At 63.2% G+C, this 23,803-nt stretch carries 23 protein-coding genes and 1 tRNA gene; 11 read left to right on the top strand and 13 right to left on the bottom strand.

All coding sequences use genetic code 11. The features are described 5' to 3' along the window. Nucleotides 1-36: 36 nt before the first annotated feature. The 4 genes from ATY78_RS25115 to ATY78_RS25100 form a co-directional block, all read right to left on the bottom strand. A complete protein-coding gene (locus ATY78_RS25115; protein ID WP_088685009.1) occupies nucleotides 37-1,062 on the bottom strand; it encodes a DNA polymerase III subunit delta' in 1,026 nt (341 codons plus the stop codon). Next, complete coding sequence (gene tmk / locus ATY78_RS25110; protein WP_088685008.1) at nucleotides 1,055-1,738, bottom strand: dTMP kinase; 684 nt, start codon at nucleotides 1,736-1,738, stop codon at nucleotides 1,055-1,057. Before tmk ends, ATY78_RS25115 begins: the two co-directional genes overlap by 8 nt. Before the next feature lie 132 nt (nucleotides 1,739-1,870). Continuing rightward, nucleotides 1,871-3,064 (bottom strand): D-alanyl-D-alanine carboxypeptidase family protein, encoded by a 1,194-nt coding sequence (locus ATY78_RS25105; protein ID WP_088685007.1) that lies wholly within the window; start codon nucleotides 3,062-3,064, stop codon nucleotides 1,871-1,873. A 72-nt stretch (nucleotides 3,065-3,136) separates the two neighbouring features. Then, a complete protein-coding gene (locus ATY78_RS25100; protein WP_088685006.1) occupies nucleotides 3,137-4,243 on the bottom strand; it encodes a septal ring lytic transglycosylase RlpA family protein in 1,107 nt (368 codons plus the stop codon). A 498-nt stretch (nucleotides 4,244-4,741) separates the two neighbouring features. Between ATY78_RS25100 and ATY78_RS25095 the strand changes: the two genes are divergently transcribed. The 4 genes from ATY78_RS25095 to ATY78_RS25080 all read left to right on the top strand — a co-directional run bounded on the left by ATY78_RS25095 (nucleotide 4,742) and on the right by ATY78_RS25080 (nucleotide 6,867). Beyond that, nucleotides 4,742-5,563, top strand: coding sequence for an Ig-like domain-containing protein (locus ATY78_RS25095; protein ID WP_088685005.1), 822 nt, complete (start codon nucleotides 4,742-4,744; stop codon nucleotides 5,561-5,563). A 235-nt stretch (nucleotides 5,564-5,798) separates the two neighbouring features. After that, nucleotides 5,799-5,888: transfer RNA gene (locus ATY78_RS25090), tRNA-Ser, on the top strand. 283 nt (nucleotides 5,889-6,171) lie between these two features. Beyond that, nucleotides 6,172-6,501, top strand: coding sequence for a hypothetical protein (locus ATY78_RS25085; RefSeq protein ID WP_245313628.1), 330 nt, complete (start codon nucleotides 6,172-6,174; stop codon nucleotides 6,499-6,501). Nucleotides 6,502-6,642: 141 nt separating this feature from the next. Next, on the top strand, nucleotides 6,643-6,867 hold the full coding sequence (locus tag ATY78_RS25080) for an alkylphosphonate utilization protein (protein ID WP_010035073.1): 225 nt from the start codon (nucleotides 6,643-6,645) through the stop codon (nucleotides 6,865-6,867). Nucleotides 6,868-6,912: 45 nt separating this feature from the next. On the opposite strand, the gene ATY78_RS25075 is transcribed toward ATY78_RS25080, so the two are convergent. From ATY78_RS25075 to ATY78_RS25065, 3 genes are all read right to left on the bottom strand, one after another. Then, a complete protein-coding gene (locus tag ATY78_RS25075; protein WP_088685143.1) occupies nucleotides 6,913-7,740 on the bottom strand; it encodes a transglutaminase family protein in 828 nt (275 codons plus the stop codon). Between the two features lie 94 nt (nucleotides 7,741-7,834). Continuing rightward, on the bottom strand, nucleotides 7,835-8,707 hold the full coding sequence (locus tag ATY78_RS25070) for a transglutaminase family protein (protein WP_088685142.1): 873 nt from the start codon (nucleotides 8,705-8,707) through the stop codon (nucleotides 7,835-7,837). A gap of 464 nt (nucleotides 8,708-9,171) precedes the next feature. Beyond that, nucleotides 9,172-9,327, bottom strand: a complete 156-nt coding sequence (locus tag ATY78_RS25065) for an entericidin (protein ID WP_088685004.1) — start codon at nucleotides 9,325-9,327, stop codon at nucleotides 9,172-9,174. A gap of 539 nt (nucleotides 9,328-9,866) precedes the next feature. Here ATY78_RS25065 and ATY78_RS25060 point away from each other — a divergent pair. Beyond that, nucleotides 9,867-10,121: a GlsB/YeaQ/YmgE family stress response membrane protein gene (locus ATY78_RS25060; RefSeq protein ID WP_088685003.1), complete on the top strand. Its 255-nt coding sequence runs from the start codon at nucleotides 9,867-9,869 to the stop codon at nucleotides 10,119-10,121. 72 nt (nucleotides 10,122-10,193) lie between these two features. Here ATY78_RS25060 and ATY78_RS25055 read toward each other — a convergent pair whose 3' ends face one another. Beyond that, a complete protein-coding gene (locus tag ATY78_RS25055; RefSeq protein WP_088685141.1) occupies nucleotides 10,194-10,475 on the bottom strand; it encodes a hypothetical protein in 282 nt (93 codons plus the stop codon). A gap of 219 nt (nucleotides 10,476-10,694) precedes the next feature. On the opposite strand from ATY78_RS25055, the gene ATY78_RS25050 reads away from it, so the two are divergent. From ATY78_RS25050 to glp, 5 genes are read left to right on the top strand one after another with little or no spacing between them, the layout of a single operon-like run. Then, nucleotides 10,695-12,587: a peptidylprolyl isomerase gene (locus ATY78_RS25050; RefSeq protein WP_088685002.1), complete on the top strand. Its 1,893-nt coding sequence runs from the start codon at nucleotides 10,695-10,697 to the stop codon at nucleotides 12,585-12,587. Between the two features lie 16 nt (nucleotides 12,588-12,603). Further along, the gene (gene trpD / locus ATY78_RS25045) at nucleotides 12,604-13,620 is read left to right on the top strand and encodes an anthranilate phosphoribosyltransferase (RefSeq protein ID WP_088685001.1); all 1,017 of its coding nucleotides are present in this window, start codon (nucleotides 12,604-12,606) and stop codon (nucleotides 13,618-13,620) included. A gap of 9 nt (nucleotides 13,621-13,629) precedes the next feature. Continuing rightward, entirely contained in the window at nucleotides 13,630-14,442 is an 813-nt protein-coding gene (gene trpC / locus ATY78_RS25040; RefSeq protein ID WP_088685000.1) for an indole-3-glycerol phosphate synthase TrpC, read from the top strand. 1 nt (nucleotide 14,443) lies between these two features. Continuing rightward, on the top strand, nucleotides 14,444-14,941 hold the full coding sequence (gene moaC, locus ATY78_RS25035) for a cyclic pyranopterin monophosphate synthase MoaC (protein ID WP_088684999.1): 498 nt from the start codon (nucleotides 14,444-14,446) through the stop codon (nucleotides 14,939-14,941). After that, nucleotides 14,938-16,161, top strand: a complete 1,224-nt coding sequence (gene glp, locus ATY78_RS25030) for a gephyrin-like molybdotransferase Glp (RefSeq protein WP_088684998.1) — start codon at nucleotides 14,938-14,940, stop codon at nucleotides 16,159-16,161. The genes moaC and glp overlap by 4 nt, the downstream gene beginning before the upstream one ends. A 2-nt stretch (nucleotides 16,162-16,163) precedes the next feature. Here glp and ATY78_RS25025 read toward each other — a convergent pair whose 3' ends face one another. The 5 genes from ATY78_RS25025 to ATY78_RS25005 all read right to left on the bottom strand — a co-directional run bounded on the left by ATY78_RS25025 (nucleotide 16,164) and on the right by ATY78_RS25005 (nucleotide 22,581). Beyond that, nucleotides 16,164-16,835 (bottom strand): 50S ribosomal protein L11 methyltransferase, encoded by a 672-nt coding sequence (locus tag ATY78_RS25025; protein ID WP_088684997.1) that lies wholly within the window; start codon nucleotides 16,833-16,835, stop codon nucleotides 16,164-16,166. 44 nt (nucleotides 16,836-16,879) lie between these two features. Further along, nucleotides 16,880-18,829 (bottom strand): DEAD/DEAH box helicase, encoded by a 1,950-nt coding sequence (locus ATY78_RS25020; RefSeq protein ID WP_088684996.1) that lies wholly within the window; start codon nucleotides 18,827-18,829, stop codon nucleotides 16,880-16,882. A 98-nt stretch (nucleotides 18,830-18,927) separates the two neighbouring features. Next, nucleotides 18,928-20,784, bottom strand: a complete 1,857-nt coding sequence (locus ATY78_RS25015; protein WP_088684995.1) for an adenylate/guanylate cyclase domain-containing protein — start codon at nucleotides 20,782-20,784, stop codon at nucleotides 18,928-18,930. Nucleotides 20,785-20,787: 3 nt separating this feature from the next. Continuing rightward, the gene (locus ATY78_RS25010; RefSeq protein WP_088684994.1) at nucleotides 20,788-21,306 is read right to left on the bottom strand and encodes a FecR domain-containing protein; all 519 of its coding nucleotides are present in this window, start codon (nucleotides 21,304-21,306) and stop codon (nucleotides 20,788-20,790) included. 129 nt (nucleotides 21,307-21,435) lie between these two features. After that, nucleotides 21,436-22,581 carry a citrate synthase gene (locus ATY78_RS25005; RefSeq protein ID WP_088684993.1) on the bottom strand — a complete coding sequence of 382 codons (1,146 nt, stop codon included), beginning with the start codon at nucleotides 22,579-22,581 and terminating at the stop codon, nucleotides 21,436-21,438. Nucleotides 22,582-22,665: 84 nt separating this feature from the next. Here ATY78_RS25005 and ATY78_RS25000 point away from each other — a divergent pair, with 84 nt between their 5' ends. Beyond that, a complete protein-coding gene (locus ATY78_RS25000) occupies nucleotides 22,666-23,754 on the top strand; it encodes a citrate synthase/methylcitrate synthase (RefSeq protein ID WP_088684992.1) in 1,089 nt (362 codons plus the stop codon). The last annotated feature ends 49 nt before the right edge of the window (nucleotides 23,755-23,803 follow it).

Below are 23,803 nucleotides of genomic sequence, written 5' to 3'. Positions count from 1 at the left end.
GATGCCGAGCATGAATCAAGTTCGATGCGATGCGCTTTAGAGGCCAGGCCGCTTGATGTCGGCGAGAATGCCGATGATCGTCTGCTTGCGGTCGAGGTTATAGGCATCGGAAACGGTCAGCCGCTCGGTGATCTCGGAATAGAGCCGCGCCAGCCGCTCCGCGGCAGTGATCTTCCCCTCACCCGCCGCCACACGCGCCCGGTTCATGATGTCGTCGCCGATATGGCTGACGAAGAAATCGAAGATCGTGTCGCTTTCCTTGCCGGACAGCGCGTCGGCCAGCCGGTGCATCGCCTTGCGGGCCGCCGGCCCTTCGGCGGAAAGCATTTCGTCATAGGCGGCGATGATCTCGCCGCCGCCGTAGTTCAGTAGTTTCAGAGCCTCGCCGACGCTGCCCTTGGCGGCCGCAAGCACCGCCCCGTCCTCGCCCGATATGCCGAGATTGCCAAGGGCGGCGGCGAGCGCGTCGTCGGCAAGCGGCGCCAGTTTCAGCGGCAGGCAGCGTGAGCGGATCGTCGGCAGCAGCCGTCCCGGCGCGTGCGAGAGCACCAGGAACAGCGCCCGCTTCGGCGGCTCCTCCAGGATTTTCAGGATAGCATTGGCCGCATTGCGGTTCAGGTCGTCGGCCGGGTCGACGATGACGATCCGCCAGTTGCCGGTGCCCGACGTCTGCGAAAAGAATTTGCCTGCGCGGCGCACCTCGTCGACGGTGATCGCCGATTTCACCTTGCCGGTCTTCTCATCCACGGGCCGCGCAAGGTGCAGGAGATTGTGCGAAGCGCCGGATACGATCTGCCGGCTGACGGTCGAGGAGGGATCCGGATCGGCGATCGTCTCCGGCGCCGTGCCGGGATCGGGATGCGAAAGCACATGATTGGCGAAGCGGAAGGCGAGCGTCGCCTTGCCGATGCCCTCAGGTCCCTCGATCAGGATGGCGTGATGGCCCTTGCCGGACCGATAGGACTGGGCAAGGAAGGACTCCGCCTCCTCATGGCCGAACAGCCTGGTATTTTCCGCCGGCCAGATGGCGCCGTCGAGCAGTCCGGGCCTTTCCTCACTCATGATGGGCGGCTTCCGGCGTTCTGATATGACCTGCGGGCGGCGATTTGAGCTGCTTGACGATCGCCAGGATCTCGGCTGCGATCGCCTCTTCTGCCTGTAGGGCGTTGACCACATGGCAGCGCTCCGGTTCGCGGGCGGCGATATCCAGAAAGGCTTCGCGCCGTTTCTCGTGCGTTTCGAGCTGCTCTTTTTCGAAGCGGTCGGGAGCCTCGGCCGCGGCGCGCTTCTGCGCCCGCTCCAGACCGATCCTGGCAGGGATGTCGAGGATCACGGTGCAATCCGGCACGACGCCGTTGATCGCCACGCGCTGCAGCGTCTCGATGAAATCCGGTTCGAGATTGCCGGTGACGCCCTGATAGACGCGGGAGGAATCCATGAACCTGTCGCAGAGCACGACCTTGCCTTCGGCAAGTGCCGGCCGGATCACCTCTTCGACGTGGTCGTTGCGCGCTGCCGCAAAGAGGATCGCCTCCATGCGCGTGCCGAAGGCTTCGGCGGCGCCGGAAAGAAGCACATGGCGCACGGCTTCCGCACCCGGCGATCCGCCCGGCTCCCGCGTCACCAGAACGTTATGGCCTTCGCTCTTCAACGCCTCGGCGAGGCGGCGGATCTGCGTGGATTTCCCAGCGCCTTCCCCGCCTTCAAACGTAACGAACAATCCCGTACCGGAGGACAATGATAGCTTCCCGCATTCCAGGCGCCATATGCGCCCCGCTCCTTCTATCTATCCGAAGATAGCGGGGAGGAAAACCTTTCGCCGCGGCGACATATTCACCTTTCCCGATAAATCGTATCGGAAAGAAGGCGTTCAACCCGGCGCAGATTTATCCCAGAGCCAGGAGAAGAACAGCGATTCGCCGAGTTCCAGCATGGCATCGACCGCCCGGCTGCTGAGCGAACCCTCCCCTACCGCCTCCACGGTATAGAGCGGCACTTCCCTGAGCAGCCGGCTGCCCGCGAAAATCCTGAGTGTGCCGGCCTGGGTATCCGGCTTGACCGGCGCCATCAGCGGCCAGCGATAGACGATGCGCGCCGACAACCGGTCCGGGTTGCTGATCGGAATATAGACGCTGACCGGCGCCTTGGCGATGAGATCGACGGTGCGCGCCGTGCCGCCATAGACGCTGGCTGCGCCGATCACTTCCTTGTCGGCAAAGACCTGCCGGCTCTCGAAGGCCGTCAGCCCCCATTCGAGCACGCGCTTGGTTTCCTCCGTCCGCTCCTTGTCGGAGGCGATGCCGGCAAGCGCCAGAAATAGCCGCCTGCCGTCGCGCTCGACCGAGGCGACGATCGAATAGCCCTCGCCCTCGGCAAAGCCGGTTGCCAGCCCGTCGGCGCCGAGATCCAGCCCGAGCAGCGGGTTCCGGTTGCGCTGGAGGATCTTGTTCCACTCGAATTCCGGCTGCGCGAAATAAGGATAGAGGCTCGGATAGTTTTGCTGAAGGGCGGCGGCGAGCGTCACCATTTCGCGCGCCGTCACCTTGCTCTTGCCATCGGGAAGTCCGGTGGAGTTGCCGAACACCGCCTTCTCCATGCCGAGTTCGCGGGCGCGGCGCGTCATCGATTCGGCGAACTGCTGTTCGCTTCCCGCCATGCCTTCCGCAAGCACGATGCAACCGTCATTGGCGCCCTGGATGGCGATCCCTCTGAGCAGATCTTCGACGCGCACGCGCGATTTGAGCGCGGCAAACATCGTTGCCGTCCGCGACGGCGCTCCGCCCGTCCGCCAGGCATATTCCGAAACGGGATATTCAGTATCCAGCGTGATCTGGCCCTTGGTCACCGCCTCGAAGGCGAGATCCAGTGTCATCAGCTTGGAAAGCGAAGCCGGCGAAAAGCCCTGGTCCTCGTTCTTGGCAAGAAGCACCGTGCCGGTGGAGGCCTCGATCATGTAGGCTTGCGTTGCCTTCGTAGCAAATCCGGAGGCGCCGCCGTCGGCTGCGAGCGCGCCGGTGGCTAGGGGCATCAGGCATGCAAAAAGGCGAAGCAAGGGCTTCAGCATTGCAATTTCCATCGATCGAGCGGCAGATTTCAGAAGGTTAGAGCGAGAGGAAATCCGATGCAATTGCCATGCTCAGCGCGCGGCGGATTTTGCCTGCCGACGCTTGGCAGAGGCCAGGATCGATTCCTGCGTCAGCCCGTCATTGCGCGCCATCACCGCGTCGAAGGCGAGATCGACAGTCACCGTCTTCACCTCCTCGTTCTGGTAGCCGAGCGCAAGCGAGCCCTGACGCCCGCCATAGGGCCGCTCATAGGGCATGGGTCCGATTTCCGGCAGGATGACCATCTGCTCGAAAGCAGGAGCACCGTTGCTTGCGGATTGCGCGGACGGCGCGACCAGAACATGAGCCGGGGCGGCGAGCGCCGGCGCTGCATTGTAGCGCGCACTCGGCGTTGAGCCGGCATAGGAGGTGGCCGACATCGGCACCGGCACGTTCGCGGGCGTCTCGTAGCTTTCCGCGCTCTGCAGCTGATCACGGGTGATCTTGCGGCTGTTGGAGGCGACCATGACGCCGGTTGCGATCTGCCCTTCCGGATTGACGCCGGGAATGCGGCTGCCCTTCGGCACGTAGGATGCCATCAGATAGGGCATGTCGTGGCCGTCCATGCGGGCGCGGCCGACATATTGCACGCGCACCTTGCCGGTGCCGCTGTGCTGCAGATCGAGCATATCGGCCGTCTTGTTGGAAAGGTCGATGATGCGGCCCTCGTGATAGGGGCCGCGGTCGTTGACGCGCACGATGACGGAGGAACCGGATTCGAGATTGGTAACGCGCGCATAGCTCGGCAGCGGGAAGGTCGGATGGGCCGCGGAGAGATGCATCTGGTCGTAGACTTCGCCGTTCGCCGTCAGGCGCCCATGAAAGGCCGAGCCATACCACGAGGCGACGCCGACCTTGTTATAGGAGAAGTCTTCCTTCGGATAATACCACTTGCCCTTCACTTCGTAGGGATTGCCGACCATGTAACGGCCGCCGCCCTTCGGGATGTTGTTGCCGGTGGCGACGCGCGGACTTGCCTTCACGCCATATTCGGATTCGGAAAAATACTCTTTGCCATGGGCTTTCTTTTTAGGCACCGCCTGCGTCGTGCCGCATGCCGCAACCGTCGCACACATCGCCGATATCGCCAGCCACCGCGCTGTCGTTGCGAATGACGCCGCCCCGTATTCCAGTTTCATGTGTCCCACGCCGCTTATATGGTTAAGGAACCCTGCCCGATAATGGGTCAATAGCGCCTTATTCCCACCCGCCTAACGAGACCTTAATCTTGCGAGCTTCGTGGCAAATTTGCGAACGATTTCGCAGCGATAGCGACAATTCTAGGGATTATGGTTTATAAATTGCTAACGCGGCGATCCCTGCCCTGCCCTCCAGCGGCGCCCATGAGCCGGAATTTACCGTGCCGATATGTGACAGACGGTAAACGAGCGGGTGGGTCCTTATGCTGAAATAGGCTCCGATGGGCGGCATCAGCCGAAGTTATTCGTTTCATCCTCTGGTAGTATGAGGCTCAGGTGGTCGCCATCAGGTATTCGCTGCCGACCGCCAACACCGGTAGCGCCTCCCTTTGAACGTGTAGTTTATTTCTTGACTCAAAGTGGAGTAGAAAGTTTATTTGCGGGCGTTCGGGTGGTAGCCCGGCGTCCTTTCCACGCTCACCTTTAGGGGGACGAGCCATGGCAAATCACAAGCCAACAGTGCCTAGCGTGTCGATCCACGACTATTCACCTACGGAAGCCATCGAAGGAAGCCTTCTCGACAACGCATCGGATCCGGATGGCGACCTGCTTCAGGTTCAGTTCGTCAACGGGATGAGAATTCCCAGCAAGGTAGGCGAGCCCGGATATCTTACCGTCGAGGGCGAGCACGGGACGCTGACGATCTGGAGCAACGGCAGCTATAGTTACGAGGTCAACGATCCGGCGAGCCTCGAGCCCGGCGGGGCCTTCTCCGAGAAATTCTCTTTCAAGGTCTCCGATGGAAAAGGCGGCACCGACGTCGCCAATTTTCACATTGCCGTCAACACGCCGCCGCAAGGACTCTATTCGATCGATTTCGAGAACGCGCCGACGGAATATCCCGGGCAATCCGATATCGCCTCCGGCTATGCAGGCTTCAAGTTCGGCGACAAAGTCGACGGCAACCTTTGGGCGGTCGCGGAAGCCGCCGGCAACGAATACGTCGTCAGCAATCCCTACAATCCCTTTTTCGATCGTGTCGACGGCAAGCTCTTCACGATAGAAGGCGTCGACGTCGCGACCAATTTCGACCCCGGCTATGAAGGGGTCGATGCCCTCGTGACCTTCGAGGGCTACATCGATGGCAACAAGGTGAGCGAGATGACCGTGAAGGTTTATGGCGACACCATCGCCGATGGCCAGCATATTTCACTGGAAGCGCTTGGAGCAGTCGATTTCGTCCGTTTCGATATCGCGCCTGATGTCGAGCCCACGGGCTTTCCGCAGCTCGCCTTCGACAACTTCACCGTCCTCGTCTGACGACGGTCGAGAAGCGGCCGTTGAAGTCGCTCCTTGAGGCTCTCGTGAGCGCTAAGCGCTTTCGAAGCAACCGATTTATTCCTACCATGCCGGTATGAAGCGAACGGCGCGGAACAAGTTGACGCTGCGGTCAAAGCTGCTACAAAGCCCGCCTGTGTGATGGGCGGCAAATCGGTGGAAGACACCGATCCAACGGAATACCGAAACGGAATTTCCTTGGGCTTCTCAATTGCCTGGAAGAGTGTCCGAGTGGTTTAAGGAACCGGTCTTGAAAACCGGCGTGCGGGAAACCGTACCGTGGGTTCGAATCCCACCTCTTCCGCCAATTTCCAAGCAAATTTTATGATCGTTCAAGACCGACGCCATGGCGCGCGATGCCGCGGTTTCGGGGCGCTGCCGGTTCGCTCATCCTCATTCGTGATGCGCGAAAGAGCTCTACGACAACAGTGAATATATCAGGACGCCAATAGCCCCCCAGAAGATGACGGGCGTCAATATCATCCCCGCGACGATGATCTTAGTCACAGCAAAAACTCCGAATACCTTCATGCGTGCCGAAAAAATCTATCGTCGCGGCTGAGAGTTGCTATGGGCATGAAGTCCGGGGCGTGTCGGACCTTGGTCCGATCGCCTACTATGGTCCCGACAACCGCCGCGCCACGAAGGCGGCCGTGTCCATCATCCCGGCGACGGATTCGGACGCGGCTGATCTGCGCCGATGGTTTGCCGAAACCGGCGATCTCAGGACGGACGATACTATCATTGCCGAGATCGCCGCCTTCCTGCGCGAAAATGATGTGAAATCGGTGGCGGCGATGGAGGGGATTTTCGGTTGTCCTCACGAGGAGGGGATCGATTATCCGTCCGGCGAAGCCTGCCCTGATTGCTCATATTGGAAGGGGCGAAACCGCCTGACCGGCAAGCGTGAGGCAGGCTGAATCCCGCCGGCTTGTGCGCGACAGGCCTGCTAGGGCGCTATGGCGTAAATCTAGCTCCGGGCACCAGGTCGACCCGCCGACAGCGGTTGACTATCCCGTGCTGCCATGATTTCCCGTCCCGCATCATCAAGCGAGGACATCATGGCAGACGACATCATTGTAAAGGACAGCAACGGAAGCCAGCTTCACGACGGTGATTCCGTGACGCTGATCAAAGACCTCAAGGTCAAGGGAACCTCCGAGACGCTGAAGCGCGGAACGCTCGTCAAGGGCATTCGTCTGACGGACAATCCCGGCGAGATCGAGTGCAACACCAAGCAGGTCAAAGGTCTCGTGCTGAAAACGGAATTCCTGAAGAAGGCGTAGGACCTCCCTCGCCTCGCCGATGCATTCCGAGACAGATCCTGCGGGTCACTCCTCGTCGGCGTCTTCCTGAGGCACTTCCGCGGTGATCACCTCGAAACGGGAAAGCGTTGCCGGGCCGAAGGCCGTCGACATCGCGACGTCGGTGGCGTCGCGGCCCGTCGCCATCAATATCCGGCCGATGCGCGGCGTATTGTGGCGGGCATCGACCGTGTGCCAGTGACCGCCGAGAAAGACCTCGAACCAGGCGCTAAAATCCATCGGATTGGGGTCGATCGGAACGCCGATATCGCCGAGATAGCCCGTGCAGTATCTGGCCGGGATGTTCAAGCACCGGCAAAGCGCGATGGCGAGATGGGCGAAATCGCGGCAGACGCCGCTCTTGTCGGTGAAGCCGCCATGCGCGGTCCTGAGCACATCGGCCTTCTGGTAATCGAAGGTAATATGGCTGTGAACGAAATCGCAGATCGCCTGGACGCGCGCCCATCCGAGCGGCGTCGACGAGAAGGTCGCCCAGGCGAAATCCGAAAGCCTGTCTGTGTCGCAATAGCGGCTGCCGAGCAGGAAGACGAGCACCTCGTCAGGCAGGTCCTTGATCGCGTGCTGCACGGCATTCTCAGGGACGATGTCGGCTTGGCCGCTGTCGTAGATCTCGAACTCGGTGGAAATCGTCGTCAGTCCGGGTGGCGCCACGATGCGGCTGCAGGCATTGCCGAACACGTCAATATACTCCCAGACTTCGATCGGCCGGTCGAATGTCAGGACCTGTTCGCTCAGAAGATCGGCACGCCGCGAGGGATGAATGTTGAGGACGAGCAGCATGGGTGTCGGCTGTACGCATTCGTATCCCAGATGAAACCCGGCGCGTATCTTCATGGCGGCTTCCTCGTCGCGATTGCGCATGTGCGGCTGCCTATCGAACGTTGATCGGCGCTGCGCGGTTCCGCAGGCTGCGGGCGTTTCGGCGCGGCTATCCGGTCGTGACGTTGACCTGCACGGTCATGCCGTCGAAATCCCCTTGCCCACCGTCGTAGCTGCCGCTCAACGGGACCGCCTGGCGGGGGTCGCGGGCAACGGCGACGCGGATGAGGTCGCGGTTGCCGACGATCCCGTTGGTCGGGTCGAACTCCGCCCAGCCGGCGCCGGGAAGATAGATCTGGCACCATGCATGGGTGGAGCCGCCGCCTAGCACGGTGGAGCCGTCCCGGTCGGGAACATAGACATAGCCGGTGACGAATCGCGCCGCGAGGCCGAGCGCCCGTGCCGCTTCCATCATCAGAAGCGCGAAATCCCGGCAGGTGCCGGAGCGAAGCTGCAAGGTCTGGACCGGCGGCTGCGTTCCATGTTCCAGGCGCCGCGCATAAACGAAGCTTTCCCGGATGGCGTAGCAGAGCGTCATCAGCAGATGCCCGGTTTCCGTCGGGCGCCCCTGTCGCACGAACCGGCTTGCCCAGCGCCCGACCTCATCATTCGGATCGGGATAATGACGCTGCATCGATGGCGCGAGATCGGCGATTTCGTCCTGATCGTAGGGGAAGGGATAGCTCAGGGCCGCATCTTCGACCCGGAGATCGAGCGCGACCTGAGGCGTATGATCGAGCGTGATCCAGGTTTCGAAACGAAGTTCGGAGGATGGGGTCGGAATATCGATGAGTGCGACGCAGTTGCCGAAGACGTCGTGGATCCAGCGCACGCGGCTTTGCTCCGGATAGATCGTCAACGACGCCTCCATGAGCCGCTGGTCGAAGCTGTCGCGTGGCCGGAACATCAGGCGATGCTGGCCGAAATAGACCTCTCTGAGATAGCGATAGGAGGTGATATGGCGGACAGTGAAAATTGTCATGGGCCGCCGCCCCGCGATCTGTTCACGTTGCTGCTCCAAGGCGGCCATGCCGCCTTTCCCTTGGACGTGCCCTGCCCACTTCTTCGCTCATCCCGATTTCTTGTCATATAAGCGGATTCGAAAGATTGCTATTGTAGCTTCACCGATCGACGGCAGAGCCGTCCAACCTAAGGAGGGTACGATGCATATCGCCTGGGACGTTCTTACGCTTCTGCTGACAATCGGTTCGCTCTATGGCGGTCGCGAATACCGGATTATTCGCGCCCGTGCCCGCGCTCAGAACTGGGGCAACTTCTGACCTCGATTGTGCCGATCCTTGCCGGAACGGTGTCGGTCGCGGTGACGTCGAATGACATAGCCCTGCGCTATTAGTTTCCAGACGGCTTGTCCGTTATTTCTCTCTGTTACCAAGCCCGCCTCACCCCAGGCGGGCTTTTTTGCGCGGTTATTCCGGCCGCCCGGCTTTACTTTTTGGCGCCGGCCGAAAGCACCCGATGCGTTGCATTGTCCAGTGCGTGGCTGGTTTCCTGCCCATCCTTCTTCAGCCCGTATGCGGTATTGCCGCAGCCGGAAAGCGTGAGCAGGCAGATGCAGGTAATGGCGATGGCAGCTTTTGGCATCGAGTGTCTTCCCCGGATGAATCGTGATCAGAAGAAAATGATGCACTCCGCGGCAAAATCAATCGCCGGAGGTCCGGAGCGCAACAATTGCGGAATGGCTGGTGTAGACCGATGGCGGTTATACCAGATCGTTGCTTTCCGAAGTGACGAAAATCGCAGAAAGCCACATATCGCGTCAGCTGCATCATCTGCTCGAGTATTTCTTGCCATGTCCCATAGAATAACACCTTGTACCATTTTGATGTATTAAATTTTAATCAAATATGGCGCTTAACTAATCATTAATAATATCCTTGCGCGGCGTCATCTTCAGCTTATGCTTTACTCAAAAGGGAGAGGAAGATGTTTAGCAAAAGTCTGATCATGCCTGTCGGCTTCGCCGTGCTCGCCATTGCCGGCCTCCTGTTCCAGGTCGCCGTTCATGCACTGGAAACTCCGGTCACCCTGTTGCAGCCGTGAAGGCTTAAGTTCTTCCAGGAGTGGAACTTTTTTTCGTTTCGTGCATAGTGACGAGGCATTTCATCAGGAGGGAAACTATTATGGAAAATGCAGGCGTGGGTTGGATCGCGGCCATCATCATTGGCGGTATCGCCGGATGGCTGGCCGAAAAGGTCATGAGCAGCAATATGGGCCTGCTCATGAACATATTGCTCGGCATCGTCGGCGCTATCGTCGCCAACTGGATCCTGGGTCTGTTGCACATCCAGCCGCTGGCCGGTTGGCTGGGTTATCTGATCACCGGTTTCGTCGGTGCCTGCATCCTGATCGCGGTCGGGCGAGTCATTCGCCGCTAACCCTTTATTGCAGACAACACCGAAAGCCGGGCGCTGATCGCGTCCGGCTTTTTCCTTGTCCAATGTCCGAGTTCAGCGGCGGCTCAGCAGGCCGAAAAGATAGGCTATGCCCGCCGTCATCGCGAGCGCCATGAGCGGTTCTTCGCGCACCTTGTCGCGCAGCCGCTCCGTCATCAGCGAAGCCTCGTCGGTAACGACCGACTTTGCTCCCTGCCCCAGCGCCCGCACGCTTTCCGTCAGCCTGGAGAGGTCTTCGCGCAGCGCCGTGACCTGCGCCGACAGATCGTCTGCTGCGATATCAGCCTTGACGCGCGCAGCGGTGGATTCGGCGGAAGCGGTTTTCAATTCTGCCATGGTCTGCTCCTGTTTCATGGGATGCCGCTTCAACGAAATGACGGCCGGAAAGGTTCCGTTCCAGCCGATCTTTTGTTCCTCGCCGGGACCGGTCGCGACGGCCGTCGCCCCGCGCAGCTTTTCGCGCGACAAACCCTTCATTTCCTGTCGGGTTTGTTTTAAGGAACGTCGAATGTCTGCCCGCGTGCGGGCCAATGATACTGCGAGGTTTGCGTTTTCATGTTCCATTTCCTGAGAAGAGCTGCTCAGACCTGGGTTGCCAAGCTGCTCCTGCTCCTGCTCGTCGCCTCTTTCGGCATCTGGGGCGTGTCGCGCGAGCTGATAACGGGCGGCAACAGCACCACGGTCGTGACCGTCGGCGATCAGCAGGTGGGCGTCAACGAATTCCATCTCGCCTATCAGCGCCAGGTGGCAAGCCTCAGCCAGCAGTTCGGCATGCGCCTCACTCCCGAGCAGGCCCGCGCCTTCGGCGTCGAGCAGCAGGTGCTCGCCCAGCTCGTCGCCGGCGCTTCGCTCGACCAGCTTGCCGAGGACATGAACCTTGGCCTCTCCGAGGACCGCCTCGCCCAGCTCATCGGTGACGATCCGGCCTTCAAGGCCGTCAACGGCAAGTTCGACCGCGAGCTCTTCATCTCGCGCCTGCGCAATGCCGGCATCCGCCAGGAGGACTACATCAAGGAGCGCAGCAAAGTCGCCGTTCGCAGCCAGATCGTCGATGCCGTTTCCAACGGCTTCACCGCGCCGAAAACGCTGGTCGACGCTCTCAAGCTCTATGGCGAGGAAAGCCGCGGCGTCGACTATCTCTTGCTCACCAACGCCAATATCGAGCCGATCAAGGCGCCTGCCGACGACGTGCTGGCTGCCTGGTTCGAAGGCGTCAAGCAGCGCTACCGCGCACCGGAATACCGCAAGATCATTTATCTGAAGCTACAGCCAGCCGATATCGCCGACGCGGCGACCGTCGCCGACGACCAGATCCGCGAGGCATTCGACAAGGGCAAGGATAGCTACCGCACGCCGGAAAGCCGCACCATCGAGCAACTGGCATTCGCCAACAAGGATCTTGCCACCGCCGCCGAAACGGCTCTGAAGAGCGGCACCAGCTTCGATCAGCTGGTCACCGATCAGGGCAAGACGGCAAACGATGTGCTGCTCGGCGAATTCACCAAGGACAAGGTTCCCGACCAGGCCGTCGCCGATGCCGCTTTCGCTGTTTCGAAGGATGGCGGCACGACGCCTGTCGTCGACGGCTCGTTCGGTCCGGTCATCCTGCGCATCAGCAACATCAAGCCGGAAACGGCCAAGAATTTCGATGAGGTGAAGGAAGATATCCGTAAGCAGCTGGCACTCAGCAATGCCTCTCAGGAAGTGATCAATGTTCACGACCGCATCGAGGATATGCGCGCCGGCGGTTCCACGCTCGAGGATATTGCCAGCCAGCTGAAGCTCCAGGCGGTGACGGTCGATGCCGTCGATATGACCGGCGCCGGCAAGGACGGCAACGAGATCAAGGATATCCCGATCCGGCAGCAATTGCTCGGCGAAGCCTTCAAGACCGAGGTCGGCGTCGATGCGCCGCCGCTCCCGATGGGCAATGACGGCTATGTCTGGTTCAACGTCCGCGAAATCACGCCGGACCGCGAGCGTCCCGTCGCCGAGGTGCGCGAGAAGGCCGTCGAGGACTGGACGGCGGAGCAGCAGAAAGCCGCACTCGCCAAGAAGGCCGACGAATTGAAGGCCGAGGCGGCCAAGGGCACCGCACTTGCCGATATCGCAACTCCGCTCGGCATCGCGGTCGAGAGCAAGAGCGGCGTCACCCGCTCCACCGACGATCCGGTGCTCGGCCGCGCAGGCATCAGCGCCGCCTTCTCCGGCCCGGTCGATACGGTGGCGAGCGCTGTCGGCGCCGATCCTTCGACGCAGATCCTCATGAAGGTCACGGAGGTCAACACCCAGCCGACCGGCGACGTGCTGAACAACCGCGACGCCCAGATCACCGCCATGGCCAACGCCGCCGGCGATGATATTCTCGATCAGATGGTCAACCTGCTGCAAACGCAGTATGGCGCTCAGATCAACCAGACGCTCGCAGAGCAGGCGACCGTCCGCTAGGAGGCTTGGAAACCGTATGACCGATCTCAAGCCGTTCCTGGCCAAGACCGCGAGCCGCGAGGCACTGACGCGTGACGAGGCCCGCGCCGCCTTCGACATCCTGATGTCCGGCCAGGCGACGCCTTCGCAGATCGGCGGCTTCCTGATGGCGCTGCGTGTGCGCGGCGAAACCGTCGACGAGATCGTCGGCGCCGTCACCACCATGCGGTCGAAAATGCTGACCGTCGAGGCGCCGGCAGACGCGATCGACATCGTCGGCACCGGCGGCGATGCCAGCGGCACCTACAACATTTCGACGCTGGCGGCGCTGATCGTGGCCGGCGCCGGTGTGCCCGTCGCCAAGCACGGCAACCGGGCGCTGAGCTCGAAATCGGGTGCGGCGGACAATCTCGCGGCGCTCGGGGTCAATATCGATGTCGGTCCCGAGATCATCACGCGCTGCATCGCGGAAGCCGGCGTCGGCTTCATGTTCGCGCAGCTTCATCATTCCGCCATGCGCCATGTCGGCCCTTCGCGCGTCGAACTCGGCACGCGCACCATCTTCAACCTGCTCGGGCCGCTTTCCAATCCGGCCGGCGTCCGCCGCCAGTTGCTCGGCGTCTTCTCGCCGCAGTGGCTGGTGCCGCTTGCCGAAGTGATGCGCGATCTCGGCTCCGAATGCGTCTGGGTGGTCCATGGCGACGGCCTCGATGAAATTACCACGACGGGAATCACCCAGGTCGCCGCGCTCGAAGACGGCAAGATCCGCACCTTCGAGCTGTCTCCTGCCGATTTCGGCGTCAGCCCCTGCATCCTCGCCGATATCAAAGGCGGCGACGGTGTCGCGAACGCCGCGGCGCTCCGCGAGGTTCTGGGCGGCGCCAGGAATGCTTATCGAGACGTCTCGCTGGCCAATGCCGCAGCCTCGCTCGTCATCGCCGGCAAGGCCGAGACGATCCGCGACGGCATGATGCTGGCCGCGCAGTCGCTGGATAGCGGCGCCACGGCGCTCGCGCTCGACAAACTCGTCGCCGTTTCCAACGATATCGATTAGGATTGGCCGATGACCGATATCCTGAAGAAGATCGAACTCTACAAGCGCGAGGAAATCGCCGCCGCCAAGGCGGCGGTGTCGCTCGCCGACCTGAAGGCGATGCAGGCCGATCAGTCCGCTCCGCGCGGCTTCCTTAAGGCGCTTGCCGCCAAGCGCGACGCCGGCCATTTCGGTCTGATCGCCGAGATCAAGAAGGCGAGCCCCTCGAAAGGTCTCATTCGCCCCGATTTCGACCCGCCGGCGTTGGCCAAGGCGTACGAAGCCGGCGGCGCTGCCTGCCTTTCCGTGCTGACGGATACGCCGAGCTTCCAGGGTGCGCCGGAATTCCTGACGGCGGCGCGCGCCGCTTGCGCCCTGCCCGCGCTGCGCAAGGACTTCATGTTCGAGACCTATCAGGTCCATGAAGCGCGCGCCTGGGGTGGCGATTGCATCCTGCTCATCATGGCGTCACTGACGGATGACGATGCGGAGCGTCTGCAGGACGAAGCCTTCTCGCTCGGCATGGACGTGCTGGCCGAGGTTCATGACGCGCCGGAAATGGAGCGCGCGCTGAAGCTCTCCTCGCCGCTCGTCGGCATCAACAACCGCAATCTGCGGACCTTCGAGGTCAGCCTGACGGTCAGCGAGACGCTGGCGGCCATGGTTCCTGACGATCGGCTGCTCGTCGGCGAAAGCGGCATCTTCACCCATGCCGATTGCCAGCGCCTGCAGGCCTCCGGCATCAATACCTTCCTTGTCGGCGAGAGCCTGATGCGTAAGGATGACGTAGCGGCTGCCACCCGCGGGCTGCTCTTTGGCGAAGCCGCCATCGCGGCTGAATGATATGAGCGGCGGAAAGCCCGGCCTCACCCATATCGATGCCTCCGGCGAGGCGCATATGGTCGATGTCTCCGATAAGGCCGAGACGGTGCGCATCGCCACGGCCGAGGGCCATGTGAAGATGGCGCCGGAAACCCTCGCGCTCATCCGCCACGGCAATGCCAAGAAGGGCGATGTCATCGGCACGGCCCGCCTTGCCGGCATCATGGCGGCAAAACGCACCGCAGATCTCATCCCGCTCTGCCATCCGATGATGCTGACGAAGGTCTCGGTCGAGATCGAGGAAGATGCTGCCCTGCCCGGCCTGCGCGTCACGGCAACCGCCAAGCTCACCGGCAAGACCGGCGTGGAGATGGAGGCGCTGACCGCCGTCTCGGTCGCTTGTCTCACCATCTACGACATGGCCAAGGCCGCCGATAAGGCAATGGAGATCGGCGGCGTCAGGCTGCTCGAAAAATCCGGCGGCAAATCAGGCGATTTCCGTCATCCGGAGGCAAAATGAACCTTCTGCCGGTCTCCGAGGCCCTGAGCCGCCTGCTCTCTCGCGCAAAGCCCGTCGCTGCCTCCGAGACGCTGCCGCTCGCCGAGGCCGAAAGCCGCGTCCTGGCTGTCGATCTTAAGGCGCGCCTGACCCAGCCGCCCTTCAATGCCTCTGCCATGGACGGCTATGCGCTGCGCCGCGAAGACGCGCCGGAGCCGGGCGCCGTATTGAAGGTCATCGGCACGTCTTCCGCGGGCCACGGCTTCGAGGGAAGCGTTGGTCAGGGAGAGGCCGTCCGCATATTCACCGGCGCGCCGGTTCCGCCGGGCGCCGACAGCGTCCTGCTGCAGGAGGATGCGGAGAAGATCGAAGGCGGCGTCAGAACCAATTTTCCGGTACGGCAGGGACAGCATGTCCGCCCCCGCGGCCAGGATTTCGTGGACGGCGAAGCGGTGCTGTCTGCCGGCATCGTGCTCGATTTCTCGCGGCTGACGGTCGCCGCCGGCATGAACCGACCCGATGTCGAGGTGCTTCGTCGCCCTCTGATAGCCATCCTCGCAACCGGCGACGAACTGCTGCCGCCCGGAAGCACGCCCGGCCCCTCGCAGATCATTGCATCCAACACCTTTGGTATTGCAGCCCTTGCCCGCAAAGCCGGCGCCGATGTGCTCGATCTCGGCATCGTGCCTGACGATAAAGCCAGGATCACCGGTGCAATCGAGAGGGCGCGGGATGCCAAGGTGGATGTCATCGTCACGCTCGGCGGCGCTTCGGTCGGCGATCATGATCTGGTGCAGGCCACTTTGATCGAGGCCGGCATGCAGCTCGATTTCTGGCGCATCGCCATGCGCCCCGGCAAGCCGCTGATGGTCGGCAGCTTCGGCGAGACGCATGTGCTCGGCCTGCCCGGCAATCCGGTCTCGAGCCTCGTCTGCTCGTTGCTCTTCCTCGAGCCGTTGATTCGTAGACTTGCTTCCCTGCCGCCGGTGCGGCGCGAGGCCGTGGCGGAAGCGGCAGTCACATTGCGCGCCAACGATCACCGGCAGGATTATATCAGGGCGAAACTTTCGAAATCCGCCGCCGGCGACTGGCTGGTCGAGCCCTTCGACAAGCAGGACTCATCGATGATGAAGACCTTCGCCCATTCGGACTGCCTCATCGTCCGCCCGCCGCATGCGCCGGAGCTGCCGGCCGGAGCGCCCTGCCCCGTCATGCTGCTGCGCCCAGAGCTCTTGGTCTAGCTTTACGCCTCAGCGATTGCCGAGAGCGAGAACACGCCCGCCTGCACCGCTTGGCCGCCCACGCCTGCCCCGAAATCCGCAACGGGATGGGTGGCGATCCGCCTGAATTCCTTTTGCGGCAGATAGGCCCGCTCCGGGTCGCCAACCAGCACGTCGATGCCTGCGGCCTGGCAACGCCGCAGGAAAGCGACGACTCGCAAAGCAAGTGACGGATCGTAGAACAGGTCGCCGACGACGAGGAGATCGGTCTCCGGCAGCGAGGCCTCGATGATATCGGCGGCGACCACGTTGATGGTCACACCGTTCACCGCCGCGTTGAGGCCGATTGCGACAATGGCGTTGGCATCGATATCGACCGCGGTAACCGCGCCGGCTCCAGCCTTTGCCGCCGCAATGGCGACGAGCCCCGAGCCGGCGCCGAGATCGAGGACGCGGCGGCCGGCAACGGTTTCCGGCCGGTCGAGCAGATGGCGGGCAAGGACGGCGCCGCCTGCCCAGGGATAGGCCCAGTATGGCGGCGGATCGGCTTCTCCGCGGCCGGCAAGCCGCCAGAGCCCGCTCGCCGGTCCTGCGGTGTGCAGCAGGATCTCGGGGATCAAGGGGACCGCTGAGATCGGCAGATTGGCCTTGATGAAGGCGGACGGATCGACACGTGACATGCCGGAGCGTTTCATCGTCGTCTGATCCTGCCGGTCAAGAAATCACGCGGCGATCAAAATCAGCCGGGCTTCTTCTTCGAAAATTTGCCCTTCGGTCCAGCGCCGCCCTTGCCCTCATATTTGCCGCCTTCGAATTTCGGCTTATCATATTTGGGCTTGTCGGATTTCGGACCGTCGAAGCCGGGCTTGCCCGGTTTCTTGCTCCAGGGCTTGGAATCCCGTTTTTCCCCGCTGCCATTGTCGGCTGCGGCGTATCCCGGACCCTTGCCGAACTTCTTCTTCGGCCGCTCGTCGCGGAACGCCTCGCCCGGCCGCTCATCACGGGAGGGCTTGCCGGCATAGGCTTTCGGCGCCGGCGCGCGGCTGAAGTCAGGCGTGCCGGGAAGCCTTGTGACCCGGATACCGCGTTCCAGCGCCTTGTTCGGGCCGATTGCATTCAGGAAACTATCGGCGCTCGCTGCCGCGATCTCCACATAGGTTTCCTCGGGCTGCATCTTGATCGCGCCGATCTCGCGCTTGGTCACGTTGCCGTTGCGGCAGAGCATCGGGATCAGCCAGCGCGGCTCGGCATTCTGCTTGCGCCCGACCGAGACGGAGAACCAGACGCTGGGGCCGAAATCTTCGCGCGGTCCCTTCTGCGCCGGCTCGTAGGGCGTGGCATTGTCGCGGCGCTTGCGGCTGCGATCGTCCTGAACCGCAACCTCGATGAGATCTTCCGGCGCCGAATGATTGGTGCGGTAAAGACGCAGGAAAGCGGCGGCAAGCTTTTCGGCGCCATGGCTCGAAAGAAGCTGCTGCACCAGCCCCTGCTCTTCCTCCTGCGGCGCGTCGTGGAAGATCGGATCGGCAAGCAGCCGCTCGTCGTCGCGTTCGCTTACTTCCTCGGCCGAAGGCGGCCGCGCCCAGGCGGCCGAAATCCCGGCATTCTCGAGCAGGCGCTCGGCCTTGCGCCGTGCATTCAGCGGCACGATCATGGCGCTGATACCCTTGCGCCCGGCACGGCCGGTACGGCCGCTGCGGTGCAACAGCGTTTCCGGATTGGTCGGCAGGTCGGCGTGGATGACGAGATCGAGGCCCGGCAGGTCGATGCCGCGGGCGGCGACGTCGGTTGCGATGCAGACGCGAGCGCGCCCATCGCGCATCGCCTGCAGCGCATGGCTGCGCTCGTTCTGCGTCAGTTCGCCTGATAGTGCCACGACGGAGAAATTACGGTTGTTGAAGCGCGCAGTCAGGTGATTGACCGCCGCGCGCGTCGAACAGAAGACAATGGCATTGGTCGCTTCATAATAGCGCAGCACGTTGATGATCGCGTTCTCGCGGTCGCTCGGGGCCACCACGAGCGCGCGATATTCGATATCGACATGCTGCTTCTCCTCGGCCGCGGTGCTGATGCGCACGGCATCGCGCTGATAGCTCTTGGCGAGCTTGGCGATCGCGGCCGGCACCGTTGCCGAGAACATCAGCGTGCGACGCTCGTCCGGCGCGGAGTCGAGGATGAATTCCAGGTCCTCGCGGAAGCCGAGGTCGAGCATTTCGTCGGCCTCGTCGAGCACGGCGGCTTTCAGTTCCGACATGTCGAGCGCATGGCGGCGGATATGGTCGCACAGGCGACCCGGCGTGCCGACCACGATATGGGCGCCGCGTTCGAGCGAGCGGCGCTCGCTGCGGATGTCCATGCCGCCGACGCAGCTCGCGATCACCGCGCCGGTCAACTCGTAGAGCCATTCCAGTTCGCGCTTCACCTGCAGGGCAAGCTCGCGTGTCGGGGCGATGACGAGGGCGAGCGGAGCGCCGGCATTGCCGAAGCGCTCCCTGCCTTCGAGCAGCGTCGGCGCCAGCGCCAGTCCGAAGGCGACGGTCTTGCCGGAGCCGGTCTGGGCCGAGACCAGCGCGTCGGAAGCGGCAAGCGCCGGATCGAGCATCGCCTGCTGCACCGGGGTGAGTTCGGCGTAACCGCGCTTTTGCAACGCCTTGGCGATCGCCGGAACGACGCCGTTGAATTCTGTCATGAGTTCGATCTTTCGGAGCTGTCAGGCGCGATCTGCGCCATGGCCGGAGCCAGCCGGCTGGATGTTTGCGCCGTTCCTAGCGGCTCCCGCGGCGATTGTCAAAGCGTGCGGGTTCGCCACAGCCAGGCGTCGATGTGGCTTGCCCGGCCGCGCAGCTCCGTTTCCAGCGGACCCTCGATCCGGCCGGACTTGAGGAGCACGCTGTCAGGGCCTGCGGCGCGAACGATTTCGGCACTGAGCGCCAGCTCGACGCCATGGCGGGCGGCGACTTCCATCAGGCGGCTCCCGACATTCACCGTATCACCAGCCGCGGTGATCTGCTGCCGGTCGCCGGTGCCGAGCCGCGAGGCGACGATCGGCCCGCAATGGGCGCCGACCTTGAAGCCGATCTTCTTTTGGGCGAAGCCGGCATGTACCTCCAGCCAGGTCCGCGTGCGGTCGCACAGGCTGACCGCACAGGCGACGGCGCGGGCGGCATCGTCATCGGCAGGTTGCGGTAGGCCGAACAGGATCATCGCACCGTCGCCCATGAAGCTGGTGATGGCACCGCCATGCGCACGCGCCTCCTCATCGATCACTTCGAAGAAGCCGCTCAGAACCTCGCTTACCTTGACCGGTCCGAGGTTTTCGCTGAGGCCGGTAAAGCCCGAGAGATCGATGAACACGACGGCGGCGTTCTGGCGTACCGGCTCGGCAAGGAAATCCGGGTTATGCGCCAACCACTCGCCGAGGCCAGGCGCCTCGATGCGTTGCAGCAGCGCGCTCTGCTCAGCGAAATGGCGGGCCCGGCCACGGTCAAGCCAAAGCTCGGCTGCGCCGAAGAGCAGCGCCGGCGGCAAGGCTGCGGTGATCGGCAGCGCCGCGCTCAGCCAATAGCCATGCGCATAGGCCGACAGGTTGAGCATCGCCCAGACGATCAGCGTCAACACGATGACGACATAACCGGCGGCGCTGCGCCGCCACGCGATCAGCGAAACGAGCAGGATCGGCAGCCCGATCGCGATGCCGGCGTCGATCAGGCGTATCCTGTGGTCCCGCACCATCCCGTCGCCGGCAATGAGATGGGTGATCGCCGTGGACATCACCTCCACGCCGGGCATGACAGGATCGAACGGCGTCGGGAACACATCGCCGCCGCCGGTCACAGTCGAACCGATGACGACGATACGGCCTGAAACCGCATCCGCCGGCAGCTTGCCTTCAAGCGCATCGGCGGCGCTTGACGTGGCGATGCTGCCGTGCCCGCCGTAAAAGGTTACCGGCAGGCGTTGGCCGGTATCTGTGGGAATGCGGAGTTTCCCGAGCATGATGGCATCGGGTTCGATGCTGGGATCGACACCGAGCGCTACCGAAGCGGCGCGCAGGGGAAAAGCCGGGTCCAGCCGGTCGGCGGCGCGCGAGATCAGCGGAATGAAGCGCGGCGTGCCGGTCTGGTCGGTCGCGACATTGACGACGCCGACCGCGGCTGCCTCGGCAAAACGAGAAAGCGGCAAGAGAAGATGGTTTGCCTCGGGGATGGCGGCAAGTGGATCGCCGGCTGCATCGGTGACACGCTGGCGGCTCTGAGCAAAGGTGGCTGCCGCCGCGATAACGGTCGGTCCCTGGCGAAGGGCAGTAGTGAGCGCCGCGTCACCCTCCTCCGGCCCCGGGTCGACGAGCAGAATGTCAAGCGCCAGGGCTTTCGGCTTCAGCGCGGTGATTGTGCCGACGAGGCGCGCGAGTGTGGCCCGATCAAGCGGATAGCCGTGGGCCGCTGCCGTGCGATCATCGATCGCGACGATCGAGACGACCGGCGGCGGCGTTTTCGCTCCGACGACGAGGCTGCGGATATCGGCGAGCGAAGCTTCCATCCGGTCGAGAAAGCCGCTTCCCCCATTGACATGGAGATAGCCGAGTGCCGCTCCCCAAAGACCGGCGAGCAGCAGCACGATCACCGTCAGCAGGCGATGGCTCATGGATTATTGGCCGAGGCGGGCAAGAAGAGCGGCCACACGCGGCGCCGGCCAGCGGCGCACGACGAGCGGCTCGGTTCCGCTCCTGACATCGACGCCCTCGCCTGGCGCCAGCACCACCGGCTCACCGGCCGGGCGGCGGACAGCGACATTGCCTCTGACCACCAGCACCGAGGTTGCGCCGCCTGCAACGTCGACGGCCCATTGCGTGCCGCGCACCGCAGCGATTGCCTGCGGCGTCACGACCTGGAAACCGCCGGCGTGCTGGCTGCTGTCGACGTCGACCAAAACGGCCTTGCTGCGCAGCAATAGGGAATCGGGGCTGCCATCGCGATTGCGGTCGGCGAGGCGGAACGAAGCGCCGGCTTCCGCCGTCACTTTGACGCCGCCCGGGCAAGTGAGGACCTGACGGGCGCTGGCATCGCGCGACACCGCGCAGCCGGCGGACTGAGCAAAGGCGGTCTCATGCGGAAACAGACCGATCACGAGCGCGGCGGCAAGCAGACTGCGAAGCATCTTATTCATGGAAAGCCCCTTTGACCGTGCGGAACAGCTTTTACGAGAGTGTCCGCCAACCGTCTTCTTCCATTTGGGGCATGATAGCCGAATTCGGATATTTCCCCACGCGAAAAAAAGCAAAGCGGCCCCAAGCCTTCAGCGGCGGGTAACGGTTTCTGGCGCCGGGCCGGCATAGCGCGCTCGCGGCCGGATCAACTCTCCGCTCTCGACCTGCTCCATCGCATGCGCCAGCCAGCCGACGGAACGGGCGAGCGAAAAGATGATGATCGGCGCCTCCCTGGGAAGATCGAAGGCGGCGGCCATCGCGGCCAGCGCGAAATCCACATTGACCTTCTCGCCGATCATGGCTTCGCCCGCCTCCCGGAGTTCGGCAAATTTCGACGGCAGGGGGAAATACCCAAGCAGCGCCGAGGCCCTGATATCGCCGTCAGGATAGAGCGGATGGCCGAAGGCCGCGACGGAATTGCCCTGGGCAAGTGTGCGCCGGAGCGCCTGCTCCGCCCCGACGGCAATTGTTGCTTCGATCAATGCGTCCACGCCCTGCCAGGCCGCGCCATGCAGCGGTCCCGTCAGTGTCGCGAGACCAGAAAGCACGGTGGCCGAAAGTGCGGCGCCCGCCGATGCCGTGACGCGCGCGGTGAAGGTCGAGGCATTCAGTTCGTGATCGGCAAGCAGCACCAAAGCGCGACGCAGGCAATCGGCTGCTTGCGGCCGCTGCCAGCTTTCCGCAAGCCTGAGATGCAGCGGCCGGTCCGGGAGCCCGGGTGCCAGCGCATCGCTGACGGTGGAGAGAACTCCGTGCGCCTCGCGCCGAAGTGCTGCCTGCGACCGGCCGAGCGACGGCAGATCGGTCGTCACGCGCCCGGCAAGCGCCAGAAAGGCCGTCTGAAGAGATGGAGAGGTGTTTTCGCCAGTGGTGCCCGACGACAGAGCCTCCGCACCGTTCCAGAGCAATGCGGCTGTCTGCTCCAGCGTCGCCGTGTCGGCGAAATCGGCCGCATCCCGCCCGCGATAGAACAGGCGCCCTTCGATAATGGTCGAGATCGCTGAGGAGAGAACCGGATCACCCCACCGAATCGTCTCGGCGGCAACCGTTTCGGCCTTGCGGCGGCCGGCATGGCGCTCGGCAAGCCGCTGCACGTCGGCAGCCTGATAGAGGCTGCGGCGCGGGTCGGCGGGATCGGGCTTGGCGCGAATGCGCCCACGGCTGACATTGGCGTAGAGCGTCTGCGGCTTGGTTTTCAGTGCCTGCAGCGCTTCCTCGGCGGTCAGCCACGACATCGGAGCCTCATATTGATCAATTACGTCAAGATTGACGTCAATAAAAGTAGATCCGATCATCCAGGCCGTAAAGGAGAAAACATCATGAAAAACGGCTTGGAAGACGTTATTGCCGCCGAAACCCAGCTTTCGGACGTCGATGGCGAAGCGGGACGGCTGATCATCCGCGGCGTATCGCTGGATCACCTGGTCACAGACTGCAGCTATGAAGGCGTCGCCGCATTGCTGCTCGACGGTCTGATGGAACGAAGTGTCGGCGAAGCGCAATTGCGCGACTGGTTGGCGAAAGCGCGAATAAGGATTTTCGGCCATATCGAGGCTGCCGATGCCGCCCTGCTGGCTCTGCCGCCGGTCGATGCGATGCGGGCGCTGATCGCCCGGCTGCCTGATGGTGAGGACTTCGACACCGCACTCGGTCTGCTGGCCGCGCCTGCGGTTTTCCTGCCCGCGATCCTGCGCCTCCAGCGCGGTGAACAGCCAATCGCGCCCGACGCCTCGCTACCCCAGGCGGCCGATATCCTGCGCATGTTGACCGGAAAATTGCCAAGCCCGGAGCAGGCAGCGGCCCTCGATGCCTATCTCGTGACGATTTCGGACCATGGCCTCAACGCTTCGACCTTCGCATCGCGCGTCATCGCCTCGACGCAGGCCGGCCTCACCTCCTCCGTGCTGGCGGCACTCAGCGCGCTGAAGGGGCCGCTGCATGGCGGCGCGCCCGGTCCGGTCCTCGACATGCTGGATGCGATCGGGACGGCCGAGAATGCCGGGCAATGGCTTGGTCAGGCGCTTGACCGTGGCGAAAGGCTCATGGGCTTCGGCCACCGCATCTACCGCGTCCGCGATCCTCGCGCTGACGCGCTGAAAGGCGCGCTGAAGCCGTTGATCGCGTCAGGACAGGTGAACCGCGCCCGTGGCGAACTCGCCGAGGCAGTGGAGGCCGCCGCACTGGCGATTTTGAAGCGGCGCAAACCGAACCGGCCGCTCGACGTCAATGTCGAATTCTACACCGCGCTGCTGCTCGAAGCGCTCGGCTTTCCCCGTGAGGCCTTCACCGGCGTCTTCGCGATCGGGCGTACGGTGGGATGGCTGGCGCATGCGCGTGAACAGGCGCTCGACGGCCGGCTGATCCGTCCGCGTTCCGTCTATATCGGACCGTTGCCGGCCGCTGCCTGAAGGTGAATTCGGCGGCAGGATATGCCCCTGCAGCCGTTCGTTGGCCGCC

This window comes from Rhizobium sp. R635, from assembly GCF_002211285.1.
Classification (GTDB): domain Bacteria; phylum Pseudomonadota; class Alphaproteobacteria; order Rhizobiales; family Rhizobiaceae; genus Rhizobium.
Note: the sequence above shows the minus strand (reverse complement) of the source record. Positions and strands in the feature narration are given on the sequence as shown.

What these genes read in the sequence shown, in the direction of transcription:
- ATY78_RS25115 (WP_088685009.1), bottom strand. Translation starts at nt 1,062, where the DNA reads ATGAGTGAGGAAAGGCCCGGACTGCTCGACGGCGCCATCTGGCCGGCG.
- ATY78_RS25105 (WP_088685007.1), bottom strand. Translation starts at nt 3,064, where the DNA reads ATGCTGAAGCCCTTGCTTCGCCTTTTTGCATGCCTGATGCCCCTAGCC.
- ATY78_RS25100 (WP_088685006.1), bottom strand. Translation starts at nt 4,243, where the DNA reads ATGAAACTGGAATACGGGGCGGCGTCATTCGCAACGACAGCGCGGTGG.
- ATY78_RS25095 (WP_088685005.1), top strand. Translation starts at nt 4,742, where the DNA reads ATGGCAAATCACAAGCCAACAGTGCCTAGCGTGTCGATCCACGACTAT.
- ATY78_RS25080 (WP_010035073.1), top strand. Translation starts at nt 6,643, where the DNA reads ATGGCAGACGACATCATTGTAAAGGACAGCAACGGAAGCCAGCTTCAC.
- ATY78_RS25075 (WP_088685143.1), bottom strand. Translation starts at nt 7,740, where the DNA reads ATGAAGATACGCGCCGGGTTTCATCTGGGATACGAATGCGTACAGCCG.
- ATY78_RS25070 (WP_088685142.1), bottom strand. Translation starts at nt 8,707, where the DNA reads ATGACAATTTTCACTGTCCGCCATATCACCTCCTATCGCTATCTCAGA.
- ATY78_RS25065 (WP_088685004.1), bottom strand. Translation starts at nt 9,327, where the DNA reads ATGCCAAAAGCTGCCATCGCCATTACCTGCATCTGCCTGCTCACGCTT.
- ATY78_RS25060 (WP_088685003.1), top strand. Translation starts at nt 9,867, where the DNA reads ATGGAAAATGCAGGCGTGGGTTGGATCGCGGCCATCATCATTGGCGGT.
- ATY78_RS25055 (WP_088685141.1), bottom strand. Translation starts at nt 10,475, where the DNA reads ATGGCAGAATTGAAAACCGCTTCCGCCGAATCCACCGCTGCGCGCGTC.
- ATY78_RS25050 (WP_088685002.1), top strand. Translation starts at nt 10,695, where the DNA reads ATGTTCCATTTCCTGAGAAGAGCTGCTCAGACCTGGGTTGCCAAGCTG.
- trpD (WP_088685001.1), top strand. Translation starts at nt 12,604, where the DNA reads ATGACCGATCTCAAGCCGTTCCTGGCCAAGACCGCGAGCCGCGAGGCA.
- trpC (WP_088685000.1), top strand. Translation starts at nt 13,630, where the DNA reads ATGACCGATATCCTGAAGAAGATCGAACTCTACAAGCGCGAGGAAATC.
- moaC (WP_088684999.1), top strand. Translation starts at nt 14,444, where the DNA reads ATGAGCGGCGGAAAGCCCGGCCTCACCCATATCGATGCCTCCGGCGAG.
- glp (WP_088684998.1), top strand. Translation starts at nt 14,938, where the DNA reads ATGAACCTTCTGCCGGTCTCCGAGGCCCTGAGCCGCCTGCTCTCTCGC.
- ATY78_RS25025 (WP_088684997.1), bottom strand. Translation starts at nt 16,835, where the DNA reads ATGAAACGCTCCGGCATGTCACGTGTCGATCCGTCCGCCTTCATCAAG.
- ATY78_RS25020 (WP_088684996.1), bottom strand. Translation starts at nt 18,829, where the DNA reads ATGACAGAATTCAACGGCGTCGTTCCGGCGATCGCCAAGGCGTTGCAA.
- ATY78_RS25015 (WP_088684995.1), bottom strand. Translation starts at nt 20,784, where the DNA reads ATGAGCCATCGCCTGCTGACGGTGATCGTGCTGCTGCTCGCCGGTCTT.
- ATY78_RS25010 (WP_088684994.1), bottom strand. Translation starts at nt 21,306, where the DNA reads ATGAATAAGATGCTTCGCAGTCTGCTTGCCGCCGCGCTCGTGATCGGT.
- ATY78_RS25005 (WP_088684993.1), bottom strand. Translation starts at nt 22,581, where the DNA reads ATGTCGTGGCTGACCGCCGAGGAAGCGCTGCAGGCACTGAAAACCAAG.
- ATY78_RS25000 (WP_088684992.1), top strand. Translation starts at nt 22,666, where the DNA reads ATGAAAAACGGCTTGGAAGACGTTATTGCCGCCGAAACCCAGCTTTCG.